The organism is Micromonospora sp. NPDC050795, from assembly GCF_044456785.1.
Lineage (GTDB): Bacteria > Actinomycetota > Actinomycetes > Mycobacteriales > Micromonosporaceae > Micromonospora.
Map to the genome: position 1 here is coordinate 68476 of NZ_JBITGE010000013.1, position 23899 is coordinate 92374.

A 23899-nucleotide genomic window follows, 5' to 3' on the forward strand; every position below is an offset into this window, starting at 1 on the left:
CAAAGGGGCGAGCGCATGTATCCACCCACCGCCCGGACCACACCCCACCGCTCCCGCGACAAGATGAGCTACGACCAGGCCGCCGCCCACGCCGTGCTCGACGAGGCGTACGACTGCGCGCTCAGCTTCACCGTGGACGGCCAGCCACGGGTGCTGCCCACCCTGCACGTCCGTATCGGCGACACGCTCTACCTGCACGGCTCCACCGGCAGTCGGCCGCTGCTCGCCGCCCGGGGCGACGACGGCTTGCCGGTCTGCGTCGCCGTGACGATTCTCGACGGGCTGGTCTACGCCCGCTCCCAGTTCCACCACAGCGCCAACTACCGCTCGGTCGTCGCGCACGGCACCGCCCGACTGGTCACCGACGAGCGGGAGAAGCTCGCGATGCTCACCGCGCTGGTCGAGAAGGTCGGCGCGGGACGCAGCACCGCCACTCGTCCGCCCAGCCGGCGCGAGTTGGCCGAGACCGCCGTCCTGGCGCTGCCACTGCGCGAGGTGTCCGTCCGGGCCCGCACCGGCGGGGTCCGCGAGGACGAGGCCGACCTGGACCTCCCGCACTGGGCCGGCGTGCTGCCGCTGCGACTGACCGCCGGGGCACCCGAGCCGGATGCCGGAGTCACCGCGCCGCTGCCGGCGTACCTGCGGACGCCCCGCACACCCTGGCACGACCCGGTACCGCTGCACGGCGAGCACGTTCGGCTGGAGCCGCTGGAACTGGCCCACACCGACGAGTTGCACGCCGCCACGGCGGACCCTCTCGTGTGGCGGCACCTCAGCGTCGCGCCGCCCACCGTCCCCGCCGAAACCGCCGAGGTGATCGGCACCGCCCTGGCCGCCCAGCACCAGGGCGAGCGGGTGGCCTGGGTGCAGCGGTGCGCGGCGACCGGGGCGGTGGTGGGCAGCACCTCCTACTACGACATCGACCCCCAGCGGCGGGCGGTGGCCATCGGGCACACCTTCCTCGGCCGGCCCTGGTGGCGTACCGGGATCAACACCGAGGCGAAGCTGCTGCTGCTCAGCCGGGCCTTCGACGACCTGGGCGCGGTACGGGTCGCCTGGCACACCGACATCCGCAACATTCGCTCCCAGGCGGCCATCGAACGGCTCGGCGCGACCCGGGAGGGAGTGCTGCGGATGCACCGGCAACGCCCCGACGGCTCCTGGCGGGACACCGTGCAGTACGCAATGACCGTCGACGAGTGGCCGAACGCACAGGCCAGGCTGCGAGAAAGACTTCTGCGGACGGCACCGGTGGCGTGATGATGGCGGGCGTGCTGGGGATCACCGACATCTGGACGTACGTGCTGGGCACCGTGGCCATCATTCTGCTGCCCGGGCCGAACTCACTCTTCGTGCTCTCCACCGCGGCCAAACGGGGCGTCGCGGTCGGCTACCGGGCCGCCGGTGGAGTGTTCGTCGGCGACGGGGTGCTGATGTTCCTCTCCGCCGCCGGGGTGGCGTCGCTGCTCAAGGCGTACCCGCCGCTGTTCATGGTGATCAAGTACGCCGGTGCCGCGTACCTCGGTTATGTCGGGGTGACCATGCTGCTCGGCGCCGTGCGGCGCTGGCGCGACCGCAACGACCCGAGCACGCCGCGGCTCATCGACGCCGCGGAGCCGGCGGCGATGCGCAGCCCGTTCCGCAAGGCGCTGGTGATCAGCCTGCTGAACCCGAAGGCGATCCTGTTCTTCATCTCGTTCTTCATCCAGTTCGTGGACCCCGGTTACGCGTGGCCGGCGCTGTCGTTCCTGCTGCTCGGGCTGATCGCGCAGGTGACCAGCGTGCTCTACCTGACCGCGTTGATCTTCGCGGGCACCTTCCTGGCCGCCCAGTTCCGCCAACGCCGGCGCCTGGCGGCCGGCGGCACCACCGCCGTGGCAGCCCTGTTCCTGGCCTTCAGCCTCAAACTGGCCACCGCCACCGCCGGCTGACCCTCGCGCTGGCTGGCCCTGCCCTGCCCTGCCCCGCCCCGCCCCGCCCCGCCCCGCCCTGCCCTGCCCGCCGGCCCGCGATCTTGCACTTTCGGTTGTCGAATTGCGCGCTCTGAACAGATTTGTCGGCGCAGAAACTGCAAGATCGCGGAGGTCAGCGACGTCACGCCCTCCGCACGCGTCGATCTTGGAGTTGTGGTGCCTCACAAAAGGCGCGAAACGGGATCTTCATCCCACCACGACTCCATGATTGACGGGCCTTAGGGCGGCGCGGGAGCGGGCGGCGCGGGAGCGGGCGGGAGCGGGCGGCGCGGGAGCGGGCGGCGCGGGGTCGGCGGCGCGGGGTCGGCGGCGCGGGGTCGGCGGCGCGGGGTCGGCGGCGCGGGGTCGGCGGCGCGGGGCGGGGGGCGCGGGGGCGGGGGTCAGGTGCCGTCGCCGCCGGAGCCGCCTCCTCCTATGCCGGCGCCGCCGGCTGTGCCGCCGAGGCCGTAACCCGGCCGGATCGGCTCGTCGGGGTGGCGGCTGACGTGGGCCGATCCCGCGATCTGCGCGGACCAGTCGGCGTGCGCGGCAGTGGCGGCGTGCCGGTTGATCGCCTGGCGGATCCAGCCGTCCACCGTGGCGACCCAGTCCCGCCGGTCGGCGCCCTCGTGCCAGATCCGGAACCGGCTAATGCTCTGGTGGGTGATGCCGGCCAGCGCCAGCCGGCGATCCATCCAGAGGATCGCCTCCAGACCCGCCGAGTTGGTCACGAAGATCACTTCCAGCTCGGTGATCGGGCCGGCGTAGAGCGGCCCGACCCAGTAGCCCCAGCGTTGGTGCAACGGCAGGGTGTGTTCCACCCCGGGCAACCCGCCCTCCTGCAAGCCGGACTGGCGGATCATGAAGCCGAGGGTGTCCAGCGCCGCCAGCACGTGCTGCTGGGTGGGGACCGGGTGCACGAAGACCGGCACCATGGCCCCCTGGTCGAGGTCGGGGTCGAGCGACACCTCGGTCCGCAGGCCCATCCGCAGGCTCAGCAGCGGCACCCCACCGAAGGTGGTCACCGGGGTCTCCCACGGCAGCGGGAACGCGAAGTCGACAGCCCGTCGCCGACCGGCCGGTACGACGAACCGGCCGGCGATCGGCAGGTCGAAGAACTGCATGAGACGCCGGGGCGCGGACGGGTCGTCCGGCTCGACGGTGGTGACCAGGCCGAGTCGGATGTGCCGCACCAGCACGTTGTCCGGGCCGGCCGCGAGGGTCACCCGCCCGGGCAGGCGCAGGCCCGGTCGGGTACTCGGGTTGGGCAGCGTGGTCTGCACGGAGAGCCCGGTCCCACCGGACTCCGGGGACACTCCCGTCAGCCGCACCGCACGCCCCCTCCCGGGACGGGGCCGTGCCGGCCCCACCCGGCGCGCCTACCCGGTCGGAGTGACCTCACGCTTGCCGCCGCCGAGCAGCGCCGCCAGCCCGCCGCCGCCGAGCAGCCGCCAGGCCACGCGCCGACCCGGCCGCACTTCGTCAGTACGGCCGGGTCGGGCGGTCAGCGCATCCGACGCCCGCGCGGCACGGTGTCGGTTTCGTCGTCGAACTCCCCGATGACCTCCTCCAGGAGGTCCTCCAGGGCCACGAAACCGATCGGCCGGGCGGGGCCACCGCCGTTGCGAACCAGCGCGAGCTGTGACTGCCGGGCCCGCATCGCCGCCACCGCCTCGGTGACCGAGGACGTCGCGGGCAGGGTGAACGCGGGGGTCATCAGCTCCCCGGCGGTGGCGACCCGGCCGGTGGTGACCACCCGTACCGCCTCCCGGACGTGCACGAGCCCGCACACGTCGCCCGCCTCGTCGAGCACCGCGAGTCGGGATCGGCCGCTGTCCCGGCTGACCTCCTCGATCCGCTCGGCCGGGTCGCCGCGGCGGACGGTGACCATGGTCGCGAACGGTTCCATCACCTGCGCCACCGACGTGCCCTGCAACTCCAGCATGCTGGTCAGCAGTTGGTGCTGCTCAGCACCGAGCAGCCCGTGCTCCCGGGACTGCTCCAGCAGCATCCGCAGCTCGTCCGGGCCGTGCACCTGGGCGAGCTGGTCCTGCTGATTGACGCCGAACAGCCGCAGGATCGCGTTGGCCAGGGCGTTCAGCGCGGAGAGCACCGGCCGGGAAACCCGGGCGAAGGCGCGGAACGGCAACGCGAGCAGCGTCGCCGAGCGCTCCGCGTCGGTGATCGCCCACGACTTCGGTGCCATCTCCCCCACCACCAGGTGTAGGAAGGTCACCACCCCGAGGGCGAAGACCAGGGCGATCAGGTGACTGGCGGCGTCCGGCAGGCCCACCGCGTGCAGCAGCGGGCTGAGCAGGTGCTCGATCGCCGGCTCGGCCAGCGCGCCGAGACCCAGGGTGCACAGCGTGATGCCGAGCTGCGCGCCGGCCAGCATCAGCGACAGCTCGCGGACACCATCCAACGCGGCCCGTGCCGCCCGGCCACCGTTCGCCGCCGCCTGCTCCAGGCGGTAGCGCTTGCTGGCAACCAGGGCGAACTCGGCGGCCACGAAGAACCCGTTCAACGCCAGCAGGATCACCGAACTGAACAGCGCGATCCCGGGGCTCATGCGGTCACCTCGGGTTTGGTCAGCTGCAACCGCACCGAGTCGGCCACGTGCCGGTCCACGGCCAGCACCTCGACCAGCGCCCGGGGCTCCGCCTCGTTGACTTCGCCATCCGCGCCCTCGGGTTGCAGGCTGATCTCCAATCGGTCACCGACCTCGGGCACCCGGCCCAGCTCCCGCATCACCAACCCGGACAGGGTGTCGTACTCGGGGGCCTCGGGCAGGGCGATGCCGGTGCTGTCGGCGACCTCGTCGATCCGCCAGCGGGCCGGCACCACCCAGGACCCGTCGTCCTGCCGGGCGGGTGCCCGGTCCGGTGGGTCGTCCTCGTCGCGGATCGGGCCGACCAGTTCCTCGGCGATGTCCTCGAGCGTGATGACGCCGGCGAAGCCGCCGTACTCGTCGACCACGCACGCCATCTGCCGGTGCCCGGACCGCAGGCGGTCGAGCACGGTGGGCAGGGGCAACGTCTCCGGTACGAGCAGCGGCGGCCCGGCCACCGCGCTCACCGGTGTGGTGGCCCGCTCTCCCGGGGGTACGCCGAGCACGTCGGCGATGCCGACGATGCCGAGCAGGTCGTCGACGCCCTCCGCACCGCGTACCGGGAAGCGGGAGTGGCCGGTGTCCAGCAGCTCGACCACCCGGCTCACCGGTTCGTGCGCCCGGACGGTGTGCACGTCGACGCGGGGCACCATGGCCTCGCCGGCGGTCAACTCGCGGAAGTCCAGACCTCGGTCGAGCAGCGTGGACATCTCGGCGTCGAGGCTGCCCTCCTCGCGGGACTCGGCGATGATTTGCTCCAGGTCCGCCGGGGTGGCGCCGCTGGGCAGCTCCTCGATCGGCTCGATGCCGATGCGGCGCAGCAGCCGGACCGATGCCCGGTCGAAGAGCCGGATCAGCGGCCCGGCGACGGCCAGGTAGACGAGGGTGGAGCGGCTCAGCGCGCGGGCCAACTGCTCGGCCCGCGCGATGGCCAGGTTCTTCGGGGCCAGCTCACCGAGCACCATCTGCACGATGGTGGCGATGACCAGGGCCAACGCCACCGACAGCGGCAGACTGACCGCCTCGCTGACGCCGGCCACGCCGAGGAGGTCGGCGAGCCCGCCGCCCAGGTACGGCTCGGCGACGTAACCGACCAGCAGTGCGGTGACGGTGATGCCGAGTTGGGCGCCGGAGAGCATGAAGGAGAGCCGGCTGGTGACGGTCAGGGCCCGAGCGGCGGCCGGATCGCCGTCGTCGGCGAGCTGGCGCAGCTTGCCCCGGTCCACGGCGACGTAGCCGAACTCCTGCGCCACGAAGTAGCCGGTGGCGGCAGTGAGAACAATGATCAGAAGGAGACCAACGACGATCAACACGGGTTGCTCAGGGCTCCCGGGGTCGTCGGTACGGGGATATGCCGGGCACGACCCGGCTGGCTACTGCTGCCCTCCTGGGCAGAAGAGTCGATCATGCCGCCATTTTATCCACCCCGGCTGGAGGGCCGCTGAAAGATGGTCGCGATGCCGGCGGCCGGCCCCGGACGGAGTCCGGGGCCGGCCGCCGCGTCGGTGCGGCGTCAGTACAACCAGTTGCACTCGGAGGTACCGCCGTAGCGACGCCCCGTATCGAAGACGAAGTATCCGCCCCAGTAGAGATTGGCCTCTTTCTCGAACCTGTTCGCCTCGTAGTTGTTCCCGGTCGTCAGTCTCGAGTAGGCCGACTGGATTCCGTAGTCCGCCAGGAAGTTCGCCGCGGACAGGTATCGCGAGTACGCGTCGGAATGGATGACCTCGTGCCGTGGGAGATCCGGGCCCCTGATGTCGGCGGAGGTCCGTCCGTAGCCGAAGCGGATGTTCGCCCGCTTGTACGCCTCACACCGCAGTCGGGACCGGTACGAACTCTCGCTCCCACCATAGAAGAAGTAGTCTCCGACGGTTGCCGGTTGATCTCCTGCCGGGGAGGTGCCGTAGCACACCCGCGAGCCGAAGCCCGGGTCACACCAACTTCCGCCCCCCAACACCCGGGTGGCGACGAGGTTACTGCCGTTGATGTCGTTTCCGCCGCGGGTCCTCGCGTACTCCGAGCGTTGGACGACCGCCTCGGCAATCGGGGAGTCGGCGCTCTCCCCGGACATGTTGAAGGCGACCACCCGGAACTCGTGCAACTCGCCGTCCGAGAATCCGTACCTCAGGGCGGCGGAGGTGCCCGTGGCAGGCAGTGGCAGACGAATCCAGTGCCAATCCCCGGCAGTCCGGTATTCCATCCAGTAGTACACCCCGGGGGTGCTGCTCCTGGTCCAGCTCAGGCTCACCTGGCTGACCCCGTTGGAGCTGGCGGAGAGCGACGACACGCGCGTGGGCACGGGCGGCATGGGTTTGGCCGAGGCGACGTTGCTCGGAGAACTGTCACCGGACATGTTCGTCGCCCGCACCCGGAAGTTGTACGTGGTGCCGTTGCCCAGGTAGCCGGCCACGAAGGTGCAGCACGACGTGATCGGCACCTTGACCCTGGTCCAGGTCGACGAGGTGCTCGTCTTGTATTCGACCAGGTAGTAGACGTTCGGCGTCGAACTCCTGGTCCACGTCAACGTCACCTTGCCGTTCCCGGCCGCCGCACTCAGCCCGGACGGCGCCTGCGGGAACGGCGGCATGGGCCGGGCCGACGCGGTGTTGCTCGGAGAACTGTCTCCCGCCTGGTTGGTGGCCCGTACCCGGAAGTCGTAGGTCGTGCCGTTGCCGAGGTACCCGGCCACGAAGGTGCAGCACTGGGTGACCGGCAACTTGAGCCGGGTCCAGTTCGCCGCGCCGGAGGCCCGGTACTCCACGAGGTAGTACACCTTCGCAGTGGAGCTGGCCGTCCATCGCAGCGTCACCTTGCCGTCGCCGGCACTGGCGGTCAGGCCGGACGGCGCCTGGGGAAACGGCGGGAGAGGGGTCGCCGCCGCGACGTTGCTGGTCGCCGACTGACCGGCCATGTTGCTGGCTGCCAGCCGGAACTCGTAGCGGTGACCGTTGGTGAGGTAGCCCGCGGTCATCGTGCAGCAGGTCGCCGGCAGTGCGACCTTCTGCCAGGACTGTCCCGCGGTCACGTCGCGGAGGTAGACGTCGTAGTAGACGCCGCCGGTCGGGCTCGCCGTCCAGTTCAAGACGACCTTCCCGTCCCCCGACGTCGCGGTCAGGCCGGACGGTGCGGCCGGTACCGGTGGCAGGGGCTTGGCGCTGGCCACCGACGTCGGCGTGGACTCCCCGGCGCCGTTGATGGTGGTGACCTTGAACTCGTAGACATCGCCGTTGGTGAGGTAACCGGCGGTCATGGTGCAGCAGGTGGTGACCGGAGTGCCCACCTTCTGCCACGATTGGCCGGCGCTCGCGTTGCGCAGATAGACCTGGTACCAGGAACCGCCGGTCGGGCTGGCCGTCCAGTTGAGGATCACCTTGCCGTCGCCGGCGGTGGCCGTCAGCCCACCCGGCGCCTGAGGCACCCCGCCCACTGCGGTGACCCGGACGGTCGCCGAGGCGACACCCTCCCCGCCCTGACTCTCACCGGTCACCTTGAACTCGTAGACATGGCCGTCGGCCAGATAGCCCCGGGTCGCCGAGTTCGTGCTGCTGGGCAGCGAGGACTTGGTGAACGTGACCTGCCCCGCTGTGACATCGCGCTGGTAGACCCAGTAGAAGAGGCCGGACGCCGGCGCGTCCCAGTTCAGTTCGATGGTGCCGGACCCGGCCGGTTGACCGCGCAGGTTGGTCGGTGCGTCCGGACGGGGCTGGCTACTCGTCGCGGACACCACGTTTCCGGTGGGGCCCTCACCACCGGAGTTGATCGCGGCGATCTTGAACTCGTACGAGTGGCCGTTGGTGAGATAGCCAGCGGTCATCGTGCAGCAGCTGGTGACCGGGGTGGCGAGCTTGGTGAAAGCGGCGTCGCCGGCGGTGACGTCCCGCTGGTAGACCTGGTACCAGAGATCCGGGCCGGGAGCCGTCCAGGCCAGCTTGATGGTGCCGTCGGCCTGGGCCGTCGCGGTCAGTGCGCTGGGGGCCGCGGGCAGCGGGGCCGTCGGCGTCACCGCGACGACGTTGCTCGCCGTGCTCTCCCCGCCCGACCCGCTGGCGGTCACCTTGAACTCGTAGCGATGGCCGTTGGTGAGATAACCGGCCGTCATCGTGCAGCAGGTGGTGACCGGGAACTCCAGCTGGTTGAACACCGTCTCGCCGGCGGTCACGTCCCGCACGTACACCAGGTGCCAGTTGTCGGCGACACCGTCCCAGGTCAACACCGCCTGGCCGTTCCCGGCCGTGGCCCGCAGGTTGGTCGGGGCGGCGGGCGCCGCGATGTCCGCGGTCGCGGAGGCGACGGCGGACGTCGGTGACTCACCGGCGGCACCGAGCGCGCTGACCTTGTACTCGTAGGTGTGCCCGTCGACCAGACCGCCGGCGGTCATCGTGCAGCAGGTGTCGACCGGCCACTCCAGTCTGGTGAAGTCCGTCTCGCCGGCCGTGACGTCGCGCTGGTACACCTGGAACCAGACCTCGGGCTGCGACTGCTGCCACGTGAGCTTGATGCTGCCGTCCGCCTGCGCGGCCGCGGCCAGGGCGGTGGGGGGTGGCCGGAAGGGGGCGCTGCGCGGTCGCCGTGGCCACGCCGGACTGCGCCGACTCACCGCCCTTGCCGAGGGCGGTGACCTTGTATTCGTAGGTGTGCCCGTTGGCCAGGCCGCCCGCGGTCATCGTGCAGCAGGTGTCGACCGGCCACTCCAGCCTGGTGAAGTCCGTCTCGCCGGCGGTCACGTCGCGTTGGTAGACGTAGAACCAGTCGGTGCTGTTGGTGTGCGTCCACTGGAGTTTGATGTCGCCGGTGGTCTGGGTGGTGGCGGTCAGCCCGGTGGGCGTCGACGGTCTGCTGTAGAACGCTGTCGCGGTCACCTCGACCGACCGTGGCGACTCGCCGCCGCCGTGCACGGCCACCACCTGGAACGCGTACTGATGGCCGTTCTCCAGGCCGTTCATCGTGAGAGTGGTGTCCTGCGGGGAGGAGTCCCACTGCCGGCTGGCCTCGGTCTCGCCGGCGGTGATGTCACGCCGGTAGACCTCGTACCGCCAGACGTTCGGAACGGTGTTCCAGTTGAGCGTGATGGCACCGCCGTCGGCGGCGGCCGCCACCAGACCGGTCGGCGCCGTGGGCACTCCGATGGTGACGGTCACCGTGGCGAGGGGGGAGAGCGGTCCGGCCCCGGCGGTGTTGCGGGCCGCGACCCTGAACTCGTAGGCGTGGCCGGTCTCGTAGAACACGCTCAGCGCGGTGGAGGTCCCGGTGATCCCGGTGGAGACCCGCGCGAAGTGGGTCTGCCCCGCCGTCACGTCCCGCTGGTGGACCTCGTAGGTCAAAGCGGTGCCGGCGGGCGCCTGCCAGCGCAGGCTGACCGCGCCGCTACTGTCGGCCTGCGCCGTCAGGGCGGTGGGCGCGGCGGGCACCGCGGTCGGATCGGGAGTGGGCCGGGGCCAGTCGACCTCGACGAACCGGGGCCGGTAGGTGCTCACGTCGGCGTAGACGGCGTCCGCGACGAGACTGTTGACGTTGTACGACACCAACAGCTTCCCGGCACGTGCCAACTCCGGGTGCACACGGGAGTCGTACACGATGCTGCCCGGGATGGTGGCCGGTTCCGGGGCGGTGAACAACGGCAACGGACCGGCGAAGGGCCCAGTGGGCGAGCTGGCGGTGTAGGCCACGAAGTCGGCCGAGAAGATCAGGTTGTTCTCCTGGGTGACCAGAACGTAGTTGCCGCCCACCTTCTGCATGCCGAAACCGGCGCCAACGCCGGAGAGCACCCGAGCGGAATCGCCCTGGGCCGTGGACCAGCCGCTGCCGGTCCAGAACTGCCAGGCACCGGAGAGTCCGCCGGCCGGTACCCGGGCGACGTGCGCGAAGCGCATCTGGCCAACGGATTCGGCCCCGTAGATGTAGGTGAACGCGCCGTCCTCGAGCACCGCTGAACCCCAGGCGATCCTGTTGCCGTAGCCCCGGTCCACGATGCTTCGCACGGTGAGCGCCGGCAGGTCGAAGGTGACCACGGCTCTGTCCAGTTGGGCGAAGTCCAGCGGCCCGGTGCCCGTCGTCTTCATCCGCTGGTAGACCACCCGTAGCACGCCACTCTCGACAGTGCCGTCGCCGACCCAGTACTTGTCGGCGCTGCCATCGGTCGGACGGACGAGCGAGGCGGGTGCGGCGGCCGAGCCGCCGTGCAGTGTCTGGACCAGGTCGGATCCGTCCTGCACCACGATGGAGTTGTTCACCATCGGGGTGTTCTTCGGCAGAGTGTGGTCTGCGTTGACGGTGCCGATCAGGCTGTCCGAGAACAGCCAGGCGTTACGGCCGTCCGGCAGCGGGATCGAGACGGTGCTGTCTCCACTCGTCCACTTGCCGCCGGTGTCGCCGTACGAGTTGAATTCGGTGTTGAGTGCGGCGGCCGACATCCCGCCTTCGGGCAGGGCGGCGGCGGCAGGCCCGGGGGGCACGCCGACCAGCAGGCCGAGGGTCACCGCACCGACGAGTGCGCCAGCGACACGGGTCCGGGCCCGCGAATGTCTCTTCAATTTGTGTCTCCCGTTGTGAGGCGCACATCGTCACAGCGGTCGATTCAAGGCAGCAAGAGACGTTCAGGCGATGCATAGATACGTATACATCTAGAGATGGAACAGAGTGTGTGCTAATCGCAGGGCACGATCGGCCCGGTGACCACACCTCCGGCTGGGTCGGGGCGGCCGGGTCGGGTCACCGGTCGGCCAGCTCATCGGCGTCGAGCAGGCTCCGGTCAAGGCGCCCCGACCGGTACGCGGCCCGCCCGATCATCTGCGCCGCGACCGGCGCGGTGGCCAACTGGAAGACCGCCACCAGCAGGATCATGCCCAGGTCCGCCGGGGACCGCAGCCGCAACGCGATGCCCAGCAGCAACAGGAGCACCCCGAGCACCTGCGGCTTGGTGGCGGCGTGCATCCGGGACAGCGCGTCCGGGAACCGCAGTACGCCGATCCCGGCGGCCAGGGCGAGCAACGCGCCGGCCACCAGACAACCGGCGCCGAGCCAGTCCGCGATCGTCGCGATCACTGCTGCTCCCTAACGGCGAAGCGGACCAGCGACACCGAGCCCACGAAGCCGAGCAGGGAGAGCGCCACCAGCACGGGCAGCGTGGTGGCGTGCCGGTTGACCGCCGCCTCCGCGCCCACCGCGGCGACCATCGTGGCGAGCAGCATGTCCGCGGCGATCACCCGGTCGACCAGTGACGGGCCACGGTAGAGGCGGGCCAGCGCGAGGAGCGCGGTGACCGACAGCAGTGCGGTGAGGACGACGGCCAGGAAGGTGGTCACGGGCGGGTTCCCTTCTCGGGTGAGGTGACGTCGAGTCGGCGCAGTTCGCTGGTGGAGCCGACCGCGCGGACGATCCGCTGCTCGACGGTGAGCGTGCGGGCCCGGGCCACGTCCAGGTCCCCGGGACCGTGGGTGTCCAGGACGTGCAGGTAGAGCGTTCCGGAGTCCCGGTCCACCTCGAGGATCAACGTGCCCGGCACCAACGAGACCGCCTCGGCGGTGAGCGCCAGGTTCAGGTCGGTGGCCACCCGCAACCGGACCGCGATGATCGCCCCGCGCGGTCGGTAGCCGGGCTGCACGGCGATCCGGGCGATGTGCAGGCTCGCGCTGACCAGCTCGACGGCGAACCGGCCCGCGAACACCAGCAGCGCCCACGGTCGCAACCGGCCACCGAAGCTGACCGCCGGCAGCGGGTAGAACACCAGCACGGCCGCACCCACCAACAGGCCACCGATCAGGTTGGCCCAGTTGACGTCACCCCAGAGCAGGATCCAGACCACCACCAGCCAACCGAGCGCCACCGCCTGGTCCCGCCAGCGCCCGAGCCGGCCCCGCCCCACCGTCGCGGGCCCGGGGGTGTCCCGAGCCGGCTCCGGAGGGCCGGTCACGGCACACCGCCCGGCAGCACGGCACGGACGTACGGGGTGCGCAGCCGCAGGTCCGAGGCCGCGTCGGTGGTGACGTCGAAGAGCGGACCGGCCAGCACCGTCAACGCCAGCCCGAGGGCGACCAGGGCCACTGTGGCGCCCACCATCAGCCTCGGCAGCTGGATCACCGGCTCGCTGGTGGCCAGCCGGGGCGCGCGCCAGAAGGCGATGTTCCACACCCGGGACGCCACGTACAGGGTGAGCAGGCTGGTCAGCGTGCCGGCCGCGACCAGCACCCCGGGCAGCGGCCCGCCGGCGGCCACCCCGGCCTGGAGCAGGCCGAGCTTGCCGAGGAAGCCGGAGAACGGTGGTACTCCGGCGAGATTCATGGCCGGGATGAAGAAGAGCACACCCAGCAGCGGTGCCACCCGGGCCAACCCGCCGATACGACGCAGGTCGGTGCTGCCGGCGCGCTCCTCGACCAGGCCGGCGACGAGGAACAGCGTGGTCTGGATGGTGATGTGGTGCACCACGTAGAAGATCGCGCCGGAGAGGCCGGCAACGGTACTCAACGCCACCCCGAAGATCATGTAGCCGATGTGACTGACCAGGGTGAACGAGAAGAGGCGCTTCAGGTCCGACTGGGCCACCGCACCGAGGATGCCGATCACCATGGTCAGCCCGGCGACGACCATGAGCAGGATGTGGGCACGCCCACCCGGAAACAGCAACGTCTCGGTACGGATGATCGCGTAGACGCCCACCTTGGTGAGCAGACCCGCGAAGACGGCCGTGACCGGAGCCGGTGCGGTGGGGTAGCTGTCCGGCAGCCAGGCCGACAGCGGAAACACCGCCGCCTTGATCGCGAAGGCCAGTAGCAACATCAGCTCCAGGGCCAGTCGGACACCGCCGGGCAGGTCGTCGAGACGCTGGGCGAGTTGGGCGAGATTGAGCGTGCCGGTGGCCGCGTACACCAGTCCCACCGACGTCAGGAAGATCATCGAGGAGAGGATGCTGACCACCACGTACGTCGATCCGGTCCGGATCCGGGTTTCCGTGCCCCCCAGGGTGATCAGCACGAAGCTGGCGGCCAGCAGGATCTCGAACCCGACGAAGAGGTTGAACAGGTCACCGGCCAGGAACGCGTTCGTGACACCCGCCGTGAGCACCAGGTACGTCGGGTGGAAGATCGACACCGGGGCGGTCTCGCTCGTGTCGCTGCGCCCCTGGCCCACCGAGTACAGCAACACGCACAGCGTCACCGCCGACGAGACCACAACCATCAGCGCGGCCAGTTGATCGGCCACCAGGACGATTCCGACCGGTGCCGGCCACCCCCCGACCGCCACCACCACCGGCCCGTACCGGTACGCCTGCACCAGCAGCACCACCGCCACCGTGAGCGTGCCGCCCAGACACAGCACGCTGATCGCGCGCTGGATCCGGGGCTTCCCGGCCAGCAGCAGGGTCAGCGCCGCACCGAGCAGCGGCACCACCACCGGCAGCGGCACCAGGGCGCGCATCACGACTCGTCCCCGCGCCGTAGCCGTCGGCGGGCCGGCTCGGGATCGACCTGTTCCGGGTCTCCGTTCGGGCCCTCCCCACCGTGATCGACCGCACCCACCTCATTGCGCACGGCCCGGCGGATGATCTGCCTGTCCTCCAGGTCGTCGGGCACCTCGTCGTCGCCGGACAGATACCAACTGCGGTACGCCACAGCGAGCAGGAACGCGGTGAACCCGAAGGTGATCACGATGGAGGTCAACACCATCGCCTGCGGCAGCGGGTCGCTCATCCGCTCCACCGGTCCCGTGCCGACGATCGGCGCCGCACCCGACCGCCCGCCCAACAGGATCAACAGGTTCACGCCGTTGCCGAGCATGATCACCCCGAGCAGGATGCGGGTCAGGCTGCGCTCCAACAACAGGATCACCCCGCACCCGACCAGCACCGCGACAGCGAGCACCAGCACCAACGTCGGCCCCGCACCGCTCGCCGTCACCGCGCCACCCCTGTTCGCGACTGCGGGGCTCGCAAACCCGGCTCACCCCTCGCGCTCACGCCCGGTCCCCCTTGTCGACGGCCAACCCGCCGCTGGCCGTTCCTGTGGCCTCGATGTGCCGGTCCACCTCGGCACCGAGGCTGCGCAGGATGTCCAGGACCAACCCGATCACCACCAGGTACACGCCGATGTCGAAGAAGAGCGACGTGACCAGATGGGCGTCGCCGATCAGGGGCAGGGTTCGGTCGACCTTCGCGCTCTCCAGCACCGACCCGCCGAGCAGCAGCGCCACCACACCACTGCCCACCGCCATGGCCAGCCCGGCGCCGAGAATCGCGCCGGCCCCGATCGGGGCCGCCTCGGTCAGCTCGTACCGGCCGCCGGCCAGGTAGCGCACCACCAGGGCGAGACCCGCCACCAGCCCGCCGGCGAACCCGCCGCCCGGCGCGTTGTGCCCGGAGAAGAGCAGAAACAGCGAGAACAGCACCACGGTGTGGAAGATCAGCCGGATGACCACCTCCAACACGATCGAGCGGCGCTCCTCGTAGAGGGTGGGGCCACCGCGCAGCCACACCGGCCGGCCCCGTCCGCCCTCCTCCTGCTCGGCACCGGGCCGGCGCGGCCGCGGCCCGGTGCGGGAGCGCTCGAAGATCAGGCTGGCCACCCCGGTCGCGGCCACCACCAGCACCGCCAGCTCGCCCATCGTGTCCCAGGCCCTAATGTCGACAAGGGTCACGTTGACCACGTTGCGGCCGTACCCGTGCACCACCGCCAGATCCGGAAAGGCGGCGGAGATGTCCGGCGCCCGGCGTGCCCCGACGGCGGTGAGGGCCAACCCGGCGGCCACCACCCCCGCCGCCACCCCGATCACCCGACGGACCCAACGGGTACGGCGCAGCGGGCGGGCCGAGAACCGCTCCGGCAGGCGACGCAGCACCAGCACGAAGACCGCGATCGTCGCGGTCTCCACCAGGAACTGGGTGAGCGCCAGGTCGGGCGCTCCGTGCAGCACGAACAACATCGCCGTGCCGTAGCCGGTCATGCCCACCAGCAGCATCGCGGTCAACCGGCGACGGGCGCCGACCGCCAGCACCGCCGCCACCGTGATCACCACGACGACCACCGGTTGCAGCGCGCTGTCCCAGAGTGGAATCCGCGCCCGCCAGGGGCTGGCGGAAAGCATCGCCGCACCCGGCACCAGCACCAGCGTCACCAGGATGATGCCCAGATACTGCGGCAGCGAGCCACGCTGGGTCGCGCTGGTGACCTCGATGGCCAGCCGGTCGAACCGGCCGACCACCCACTCGTACCCCTGGTTGCCCCCCACCGGTGACCGGAGCCGGGCCAGCACCGGGGCGAGCGGCCCGCGCACGGCGAAGAGCAGACCGCCACCGACGAGCGCCAGCACGGACAGGCCGAGCGCCGGGGTCGGTCCGGCCCAGAGCGCCAGGTGCGCGTCGACACCGCCGAGCAGATCGGCGTACGGGCGCAGCAGGTCGTCCAGCACGCTCGCGGCCGGACCGGCGAGCAGACCGACACCGGCGAGCACCGCGGGCGGGACCAGCATCGACGCGGCGATCGACCCCGGCGGGACCGGCGCCACACCCGGCCGGTCGGCGAACGCGCCCCAGAGGAAGCGGGCGCTGTACGCGACGGTGAGCACCGTCCCGGCGACCAGGCCGGTGAGGAGCACCGGCTGGTCGGTGAACGCCGCGAACACCGCCTCCTTGGCCACGAAGCCGACCAGCGGCGGCACACCGGCCATCGACGCCGCGGCCAGCACTGCGACCACGAACAGCGGCCGGGACCAGTGCCGCACCCCGGACAGCTCGCGCAGGTCACGGGTGCCGGCACCGTGGTCGATGATGCCGACGACCAGGAACAGCGCCGCCTTGAACAGGGCGTGCGCCAGCAGCATCGCGGTGCCGGCCAGCGCGGCGTCGGGCGTGCCCGAGCCGGTCACCGCCACCAGCAGGCCGAGCTGGCTGACCGTCCCGTACGCCAGCAGCAGCTTGAGGTCGGTCTGACGCAGCGCGGCCCACCCGCCGAGCAGCATGGTCGCCACGCCGGCGACCTGCACCAGCGGCCGCCACGGGCCGACCGTAGCGAGCACCGGCGCGAGCAACCCGACCAGGTAGACACCGGCCTTGACCATGGCGGCAGCGTGCAGGTAGGCACTGACCGGCGTGGGTGCCGCCATCGCGACCGGCAGCCACGAGCTGAACGGCAGCACCGCCGACTTGGACAGCGCGCCGGCCAGGATCAGCAGCACGGCGCCCACCAGGTACCCGCCGCCGGGCAGAGGCTGTTCGCTGATCTCCGACCAGCGGTAGGTGCCGGCATGTTCGCCCAGCATGATGAAACCGACCAGCATGGCGAGTCCGCCCAGCGTGGTGACTGTCAACGCCTGCGCCGCCGCCCAACGGCTGGACCGCCGTTCGGTGCTGTGCCCGATCAGCAGGTACGAGAAGATCGTGGTCAGCTCCCAGCCCACGTAGAGCAGCAGCAGGTCGTCGGCGAAGACCAGCGCGAGCATCGCGCCAGCGAAGGCGACCAGGACCGCGACGAACCGCGCCAGCCCGCTGGAACCGGCAGCGAAATACCGGGCGCTGTAGACCAGCACCAGCGCGCCGACGCCGCCGATCAGCAGCGTCATCAGCCAGGACAGCGTGGTGAGCCGGAAGGCGATGTCGAGGCCCAACTGCCGGATCCACGGGTACGTCTCGACCACCGCCCCGCCGTCGGCGACGGCCGGGGTGCGAGCCACCGCCCAGCAGAACGCGGCGGCCGGCGCGAGCGCCAGCGGGTAGCACGCACGCGGACCCCACCGGCGGACGAGCAGGGGCGCGGCGAGGGCCGCCACGAGATGGAGGATGAGCAGTACCAGCACCTGCGCTCCCGATCGACATGGCCGACGCCCGTGGCAGCGGTGGCGCCTAGCAGCGATCAGACGCCAGTTCCTCCCCCGCCGGGCGGTTTTGCCAGAATTCGCCCCCCAAGCCCCAACCCCACCCCGTTACCTTTTTGATCGTCCCCAGCCGGGGACCCTCGGTCGCCCGGCCCGGCCCCGCCCGGCCCCGCCCGGCCTGGCCCGGCCCGGCCCGGCCCGGGCGCTCCCCGCCCTCCCCCGCCCTCCCCCGCTCGCGCCGATCTTGCACTTTCGGTCGTCGACTCGCGGAGAATGCCCGCTATGCCACGACAGGAAGTGCAAGATCGCGGAAAGCAAGCAGCGCCCTCCGGTCGATCACGAAGTTGTGGTGCCCGGTTCGGTCTTTCACGGGGCACTTGTCACCCACCACAACCCCTTGATCGACGGGGGCGGGCGCGGGCAGGACGGGGGCACTCGTGGAGTGCGGGGCAGGGCGCGAGGCGCGGGGTGGGGATGGGGCGGGGGTGGCGGGGTGGGGATGGGGCGGGGCGGGGGTGGCGGGGTGGGGTGGCGTGGTGACGGGAACTTTTGATTGACGGGGCGGGGCGGGGCTGTCAGGTCAGGAGGGCGTTGTTGAGGGGTTGCGCGTCGTCGGGTGCGGGGCGGTCGCGGCGTAGCTCGGCCAGCAGGTCGAGGCGGCCGAGTTGGCGGGCGACCCGGTCGACGACCCGCTCGGCGGCGGTCAGCGACCGCACCGACAGCAGGCGGCCACGGCTCTCGCGAAGCAGCACGAAATAGTGCACTGCCACGCGGACCTGACCCCGGTCGGCGGCGCTGGCCTGGGCGGTGCAGAGAACCATCTGGCGTAGACAGTGGGCGAGGCGTTCGGCGAGCTCGAGCTCGGGGCCGTGCAGGCCGGCACGGAGCGCGGCGAGGTGGCTGTCGACCTTGCGAATCAGCACATCGGTGCCCGGTTCGACGGTGCGCTGCTCGCCGGCCATCAAATCCCCTCACCCCGGTTCGCGTTGCGAGTGAAGTTACTTTATGTTGCTCCTTGGAAGCAAGCAGTTAAGTGAGACTTAACGTATTAAGCGCACCTTCCACGCTTTTTGCCTTTTGGTGGTTCATTCCGTCGTGAGGTCGCTCGTGGATGTCGGACCCGCGGGGCACGATGGACCGGTGACCGGGGCAGACGCAGACGCCGGCGCGGTGCTGGCCGGCTTCGGCCCGGCTACCCGCGCCTGGTTCGACAACGCCTTCGCCGCCCCGACCGCCGCGCAGACCGGCGCCTGGCGGTCGGTCGCCGCCGGCCGAAACGCGCTCGTCGTGGCGCCCACCGGCTCGGGCAAGACGCTCGCGGCCTTCCTCTGGTCACTGGACCGACTCGCCAGCGAGCCAGCACCGGCCGAGGCCCGTCAGCGGTGCCGCGTGCTCTACGTCAGCCCGCTCAAGGCTCTCGCCGTCGACGTGGAGCGCAACCTGCGCGCCCCGCTGGCCGGCATTCGGCAGGCGGCCACCCGCTTGGGCGTCGCACCGCCCGACATCACCGTCGGCATGCGCACCGGCGACACGCCCGCCGACGAGCGACGCGCCTTCGCCCGCACCCCACCGGACATCCTCATCACCACGCCCGAGTCGCTGTTCCTGCTGCTCACCTCTGCGGCTCGCGACTCGCTGCGCGGCATCCAGACGGTGATCGTCGACGAGGTGCACGCGGTGGCCGGCAGCAAACGCGGCGCCCACCTCGCTCTCTCCCTCGAACGCCTCGACGAGCTGCTGCCCGCCCCGGCGCAGCGCATCGGTCTCTCGGCCACCGTCCGGCCGATCGACGCCTGTGCGCAGTTCCTCAGCGGCGCCCGCCCGGTCGACGTGGTGCAGCCGGCCACCCAGAAGACCATCGAGGTCAGCGTCGAGGTTCCGGTGGAGGACATGACCCGCCTGGACGAGCAGGAGCAGCCACCGGAGGACGACCTCGGCGGCCCTGGACCACGTCGGGCGTCGATCTGGCCGGCCGTCGAGGAACGGGTCTTCACCCTCATCGGGCAGCACCGCTCGACCATCGTCTTCACCAACTCCCGGCGTAGTGCCGAGCGCCTCTGCGCCCGGCTCAACGAGCTGGCCGCCGAGGCGGTGGCCGCATCCGCGTCGGGCGAGGGCGCGTTCGGCGTACCGGAGGGGTTGCCGGCCGGCGACGACCCAGCCGGCGACGACCCGGCGGGCGACGGCGACGCGGCATCCGGCGCGCAGCGCTGGGGCGGTCCCGCCGGTCCGGTGCGCAACCGGCCGCCGGCCGAGGTGATGGCCCAGTCCGGCGCGGCCACCGGCGCCGCGCCCGTGATCGCCCGCGCCCACCACGGCAGCGTCTCCCGGGAGGAGCGCAAGCACATCGAGGAAGCGCTCAAGTCCGGCCAGCTCCCGGCGGTGGTGGCCACCTCCAGCCTGGAACTCGGCATCGACATGGGCGCTGTCGACCTGGTGGTGCAGATCGAGGCGCCGCCCAGCGTGGCTGCCGGTCTGCAACGGGTCGGCCGGGCCGGGCACCAGGTGGGCGCGGTCTCGCGGGGGGTGGTCTTCCCCAAGCACCGCGGCGACCTGCTCTCCTGCGCGGTGGTCGCTGAGCGGATGACCGCCGGCGCGATCGAGGAGCTGCACTACCCGCGCAACCCGTTGGACGTGCTGGCCCAGCAGATCGTGGCGATGGTGGCGCTGGAGCCGTGGGCGCTGGGCGACCTGGCCGTGCTGGTCCGCCGGGCCGCGCCCTTCGCCGAGCTGCCCGACTCGGCGCTGCACGCCGTGCTCGACATGCTCTCCGGCCGCTACCCGTCCACGGCGTTCGCGGAGCTGCGCCCCCGGCTCGTCTGGGACCGGTCCACCGATGTGCTCACCGGCCGCCAGGGGGCGCAACGCCTCGCGGTGACCAGCGGCGGAACCATCCCCGACCGGGGCCTGTTCGGGGTCTTCCTGGCCGGCGCCGAGCGGGCCGCCCGGGTCGGCGAGCTGGACGAGGAGATGGTCTACGAGTCCCGGGTCGGTGACGTCTTCCTGCTCGGCTCGTCCTCCTGGCGGATCGAGGAGATCACTCCGGACCGGGTGCTGGTCTCGCCCGCCCCGGGGCAGGCCGCCCGCATGCCGTTCTGGAAGGGCGACCAGCTGGGCCGGCCGGTGGAGCTGGGCCGGGCGATCGGCGCCCGGATCCGCACCCTGCTGCGCCAGACCGACGAGGCGGCAGTGGCCGCGCTGCGCGACGGTGGGCTGGACGACTGGGCCGCCGGCAACCTGATGGCCTACCTGCGCGAGCAGCGGGAGGCCACCCGCTCGCTCCCCGACGACCGTACGGTGGTGGTCGAGCGGTTCCGCGACGAGCTGGGTGACTGGCGGCTGGCCGTACACAGCGTGCTCGGTGCCCGGGTCAACGGACCCTGGGCCCTCGCGGTGGGCCGCCGGCTGGCCGAGCGGTACGGGGTCGACGCCCAGGTGATGCCCTCCGACGACGGCATCGTGGTGCGTCTTCCGGACACCGCCGACGAGCCGCCCGGCGCCGACGTGGTGGTCTTCGAGCCCGACGAGATCGCCCAGCTCGTGGAGGAGTCGGTCGGCACCTCCGCCCTGTTCGCCGCCCGTTTCCGGGAGTGCGCCGCCCGGTCCCTGCTGCTGCCGCGCCGCGACCCGCGGCGTCGCCAACCGCTCTGGCAGCAACGGCAGCGGGCCGCGCAACTGCTCGACGTCGCCCGCGAGTACGCGGACTTCCCGGTCACCCTGGAGGCTGCCCGGGAGTGCCTCCAGGACGTCTTCGACCAGCCGGCGCTGGCCGGGTTGATGCGCGACCTGGCCACCCGCAAGGTACGGCTGGTCGAGGTGGAGACCAGCGCGCCGTCGCCGTTCGCGCGGTCGCTGCTCTTCGGCTATGTCGGCGCGTTCCTCTACGAGGGTGACGCCCCGCTGGCCGAGCGCCGCGCCGCCGCACTCGCCCTCGACTCCACGCTCCTCGGCGAGCTGCTCGGCCGTGTCGACCTGCGGGAGTTGCTCGACCCGGCGGTGCTCAACGAGACCGACCGGCAACTGCGGTGGCTGACCGAGCAGCGCCGCCCCCGCGACGCCGAGGACGTCGTCGAGCTGCTGCGGGTGCTCGGTGACCTGAGCGACGCCGAGTTGACCGAGCGGGGTGTGCCGGAGACGTGGCTCAGTGAGCTGGAGGCCACCCGCCGGGTGCTGCGGGTCCGGATCGCGGGCGAGCAGCGCTGGGTGGGTGTCGAGGACGCCGCCCGCCTGCGCGACGCCCTCGGCGTGGCGCTGCCGATGGGGGTGGCCGAGGCGTACCTCGCCCCGGTGGCCGATCCGCTCGGTGACCTGGTGGCCCGCTACGCCCGCACCCACGGGCCGTTCGCCGCGGCCAGCTGCGCGGCCCGGTTCGGGCTCGGGGTGTTCGTCGTCGAGCAGGCGCTTCGCCGGCTCGGCGCCACCGGGCGGGTGGTCTCCGGGGAGTTCACCCCGGACTCGGCCGGTGCCCAGTGGTGCGACGCCGAGGTGCTGCGGATGCTGCGTCGCCGCTCGCTGGCGGCGCTGCGCCGGGAGATCGAGCCGGTGCCGCCCCGGGCCCTCGCCACGTTCCTGCCGCGCTGGCAGCAGGTCGGCTCGTCCGCCCGAGGTGTGGAGGCGCTCGCCGCCACGGTGGAGCAGTTGCAGGGCACCGCGGTTCCGGCGTCAGCGCTGGAGCGGTTGGTGCTGCCCGCCCGGGTCGCTGACTACTCCCCCGCCCAGCTGGACGAGCTGTGCGCCAGCGGGGAGGTCCTCTGGGCGGGGTCGGGCGCGATCTCCGGGGGCGATGGCTGGGTCACCCTGGCGTACGCGGATGCCGCACCGCTGCTGCTCCCGCCGCCCGACGAGGCGTTGACCCGTACCCCGCTGCACGACGCGGTGCTCGACGCGCTCGGCGACGGGCAGGCGCTCTTCTTCCGCCCGCTGGCCGACCGGGTCGGTTCGACCGACGACGCCGCGTTGACCGCTGTGATCTGGGACCTGGTCTGGGCCGGGTACCTCAGCAACGACACCCTCGCCCCGCTGCGCGCGGTGCTCGGCGCCGGCGGTGCGCACCGCTCCCGGCCGTCCGCGCCCCGCACCCGTTACCGGCGGCCCGGTCGGGTGGCGCTGCCGACCCGGGGTGGCCCGCCGACGGTCGCCGGCCGCTGGTCGCGTCTTCCGGAGCGGGACCTCGACCCGACCCGGCGGGCCGCCGCGCTCGCCGACCTGCTGCTGGAGCGGCACGGGGTGGTCACCCGGGGCGCGGTGATGGCCGAGCAGGTGGTCGGTGGGTTCTCGGCGGTCTACCCGGTGCTGTCGGCGTTGGAGGAGCGCGGCGCGGCCCGCCGGGGTTACTTCGTCGAAGGGCTCGGGGCGGCGCAGTTCGCCGTACCCGGTGCTGTGGACCGGCTGCGCGCGCTGGCCGAGCCGACCGACGGCGCCCGGGGTCGGGGCGCGGTGGCGACGGTGCTCGCCGCGACCGACCCGGCCAACCCGTACGGTGCGGCGCTGCCCTGGCCGGAACGGGTGATCGACTCCGGCGACGGCGCCACCCCGGCGACCGGGCACCGGGCCGGTCGCAAGGCGGGTGCCCTGGTGGTGCAGGTCGGCGGTGACCTCGTCCTCTACGTCGAACGCGGCGGCCGAACGCTGCTCTCCTTCACCGACGACACCGACGCGCTCGCCGCGGCCGGCAAGGCGCTCGCCGACGCCGTCCACTCGGGTGCGTTGGGCGCGATGTCGGTGGAGCGGGCCGACGGCGAGGCGGTGCACTCGTCGCCGCTGCGGGACGCGTTGACCGCCGCCGGCTTCCGGGCCACCCCCCGGGGTCTACGCCTGCGCGGCTGACCCGCCGAGGCCCCGAAGGCAATTCCGCAGAAAGCGTGATGTCTGTGAGTCATCACGATGACTCACAGACATCACGGTCAGAAGAACAACATGCTCCGGCCACGCCGGTGGCTCAGCCCAGCCTGTCGAGGGCCTTCTCGTAGCCGGGGCGGTCAGCGGCCGGGGTCTTCGCCTCCAGGTAGTTCAGCACCACCGCGCCGCGCCGGTACGACTGGCCACCCCACGTCTCCGCGATGTCGCTGGCGCTGGTCTCGTCCGGGAAGACGTAGACGGTTACGGCGTCGGTGGTGATCAGCTCGGAACAGCCCAGGCCGAGGCCGTCCGGCCCGCAGTCGACCGAGCGGTCCTTCGGGTGCGGCACCTTCAGACCAGCGGCCCGGAAAGCGTCGACGACCTGCTTCGCGCCGGGCGCGCTGGCCGGACGCTTGGGCAGCACCACCGGCGGCGGGCTGGCCGGCCGTCGCTGCGTCGTGCCCTGGGCGGCGGGGGGCGGGGTCGCGCCGTCGGCACTGGGTGCGGCCTGGGGCGTCGGCAGGCCGGTCGGGGCCGCCTCGGACGAGACGGACGGGGTCGCGGTCGGGCTGCCGTCGTCGTCACTGCCACAACCGGCGCTGAGGGCGACGGCGACCAGCAGGATTCCGACTGCGGGGAGGTTCCGAGTTGTCACCAGGGCAGTCTGCACAACGTCTTCCCGCGGCGGGAGGGGCCGGTCGGC

16 protein-coding genes are annotated in these 23899 nt (G+C 71.9%); 3 read left to right on the forward strand and 13 right to left on the reverse strand.

Annotated features, from left to right (window positions below):
* The first annotated feature begins 15 nt into the window (after positions 1–15).
* Together ACIBEF_RS14065 and leuE are read left to right on the forward strand one after the other, a co-directional pair.
* Complete coding sequence (locus tag ACIBEF_RS14065; protein WP_396793749.1) at positions 16–1260, forward strand: bifunctional pyridoxamine 5'-phosphate oxidase family protein/GNAT family N-acetyltransferase; 1245 nt, start codon at positions 16–18, stop codon at positions 1258–1260.
* Complete coding sequence (gene leuE, locus ACIBEF_RS14070; protein ID WP_357234420.1) at positions 1260–1931, forward strand: leucine efflux protein LeuE; 672 nt, start codon at positions 1260–1262, stop codon at positions 1929–1931. The genes ACIBEF_RS14065 and leuE overlap by 1 nt, the downstream gene beginning before the upstream one ends.
* A gap of 422 nt (positions 1932–2353) precedes the next feature.
* On the opposite strand, the gene ACIBEF_RS14075 is transcribed toward leuE, so the two are convergent.
* The 12 genes from ACIBEF_RS14075 to ACIBEF_RS14130 all read right to left on the reverse strand — a co-directional run bounded on the left by ACIBEF_RS14075 (position 2354) and on the right by ACIBEF_RS14130 (position 18320).
* The gene (locus tag ACIBEF_RS14075; protein WP_396793750.1) at positions 2354–3283 is read right to left on the reverse strand and encodes a sporulation protein; all 930 of its coding nucleotides are present in this window, start codon (positions 3281–3283) and stop codon (positions 2354–2356) included.
* A gap of 173 nt (positions 3284–3456) precedes the next feature.
* Positions 3457–4521, reverse strand: coding sequence for a hemolysin family protein (locus ACIBEF_RS14080; RefSeq protein WP_396793751.1), 1065 nt, complete (start codon positions 4519–4521; stop codon positions 3457–3459).
* Positions 4518–5873 carry a hemolysin family protein gene (locus tag ACIBEF_RS14085; protein WP_396793752.1) on the reverse strand — a complete coding sequence of 452 codons (1356 nt, stop codon included), beginning with the start codon at positions 5871–5873 and terminating at the stop codon, positions 4518–4520. The genes ACIBEF_RS14080 and ACIBEF_RS14085 overlap by 4 nt, the downstream gene beginning before the upstream one ends.
* Positions 5874–6073: 200 nt before the next feature.
* The gene (locus ACIBEF_RS14090; protein WP_396793815.1) at positions 6074–8938 is read right to left on the reverse strand and encodes a fibronectin type III domain-containing protein; all 2865 of its coding nucleotides are present in this window, start codon (positions 8936–8938) and stop codon (positions 6074–6076) included.
* Positions 8868–11090 carry a fibronectin type III domain-containing protein gene (locus ACIBEF_RS14095; RefSeq protein ID WP_396793753.1) on the reverse strand — a complete coding sequence of 741 codons (2223 nt, stop codon included), beginning with the start codon at positions 11088–11090 and terminating at the stop codon, positions 8868–8870. The genes ACIBEF_RS14090 and ACIBEF_RS14095 overlap by 71 nt, the downstream gene beginning before the upstream one ends.
* 178 nt (positions 11091–11268) lie before the next feature.
* Positions 11269–11598, reverse strand: a complete 330-nt coding sequence (gene mnhG, locus ACIBEF_RS14100; protein ID WP_396793816.1) for a monovalent cation/H(+) antiporter subunit G — start codon at positions 11596–11598, stop codon at positions 11269–11271.
* Positions 11598–11861 carry a monovalent cation/H+ antiporter complex subunit F gene (locus tag ACIBEF_RS14105; RefSeq protein WP_396793754.1) on the reverse strand — a complete coding sequence of 88 codons (264 nt, stop codon included), beginning with the start codon at positions 11859–11861 and terminating at the stop codon, positions 11598–11600. Before ACIBEF_RS14105 ends, mnhG begins: the two co-directional genes overlap by 1 nt.
* Positions 11858–12469 carry a Na+/H+ antiporter subunit E gene (locus ACIBEF_RS14110; RefSeq protein ID WP_396793755.1) on the reverse strand — a complete coding sequence of 204 codons (612 nt, stop codon included), beginning with the start codon at positions 12467–12469 and terminating at the stop codon, positions 11858–11860. Before ACIBEF_RS14110 ends, ACIBEF_RS14105 begins: the two co-directional genes overlap by 4 nt.
* Positions 12466–13971 (reverse strand): Na+/H+ antiporter subunit D, encoded by a 1506-nt coding sequence (locus ACIBEF_RS14115; RefSeq protein WP_396793756.1) that lies wholly within the window; start codon positions 13969–13971, stop codon positions 12466–12468. The genes ACIBEF_RS14110 and ACIBEF_RS14115 overlap by 4 nt, the downstream gene beginning before the upstream one ends.
* On the reverse strand, positions 13971–14450 hold the full coding sequence (locus ACIBEF_RS14120) for a Na(+)/H(+) antiporter subunit C (protein WP_396793757.1): 480 nt from the start codon (positions 14448–14450) through the stop codon (positions 13971–13973). The genes ACIBEF_RS14115 and ACIBEF_RS14120 overlap by 1 nt, the downstream gene beginning before the upstream one ends.
* Before the next feature lie 55 nt (positions 14451–14505).
* Entirely contained in the window at positions 14506–17340 is a 2835-nt protein-coding gene (locus ACIBEF_RS14125; protein WP_396793758.1) for a Na+/H+ antiporter subunit A, read from the reverse strand.
* 593 nt (positions 17341–17933) lie between these two features.
* Positions 17934–18320, reverse strand: coding sequence for a hypothetical protein (locus ACIBEF_RS14130; RefSeq protein ID WP_396793759.1), 387 nt, complete (start codon positions 18318–18320; stop codon positions 17934–17936).
* Between the two features lie 145 nt (positions 18321–18465).
* Here ACIBEF_RS14130 and ACIBEF_RS14135 point away from each other — a divergent pair, with 145 nt between their 5' ends.
* On the forward strand, positions 18466–23184 hold the full coding sequence (locus ACIBEF_RS14135; RefSeq protein WP_396793760.1) for a DEAD/DEAH box helicase: 4719 nt from the start codon (positions 18466–18468) through the stop codon (positions 23182–23184).
* 112 nt (positions 23185–23296) lie between these two features.
* On the opposite strand, the gene ACIBEF_RS14140 is transcribed toward ACIBEF_RS14135, so the two are convergent.
* A complete protein-coding gene (locus tag ACIBEF_RS14140; protein ID WP_396793761.1) occupies positions 23297–23851 on the reverse strand; it encodes a hypothetical protein in 555 nt (184 codons plus the stop codon).
* Positions 23852–23899: the final 48 nt, after the last annotated feature.

Excerpts from the sequence above, each read along its gene's own strand:
- ACIBEF_RS14065 (WP_396793749.1), top strand. The coding sequence starts at position 16 with ATGTATCCACCCACCGCCCGGACCACACCCCACCGCTCCCGCGACAAG.
- leuE (WP_357234420.1), top strand. The coding sequence starts at position 1,260 with ATGATGGCGGGCGTGCTGGGGATCACCGACATCTGGACGTACGTGCTG.
- ACIBEF_RS14080 (WP_396793751.1), bottom strand. The coding sequence starts at position 4,521 with ATGAGCCCCGGGATCGCGCTGTTCAGTTCGGTGATCCTGCTGGCGTTG.
- ACIBEF_RS14090 (WP_396793815.1), bottom strand. The coding sequence starts at position 8,938 with ATGACCGCCGGCGGTCTGGTCGACGGGCACACCTACGAGTACAAGGTC.
- ACIBEF_RS14115 (WP_396793756.1), bottom strand. The coding sequence starts at position 13,971 with ATGCGCGCCCTGGTGCCGCTGCCGGTGGTGGTGCCGCTGCTCGGTGCG.
- ACIBEF_RS14130 (WP_396793759.1), bottom strand. The coding sequence starts at position 18,320 with ATGGCCGGCGAGCAGCGCACCGTCGAACCGGGCACCGATGTGCTGATT.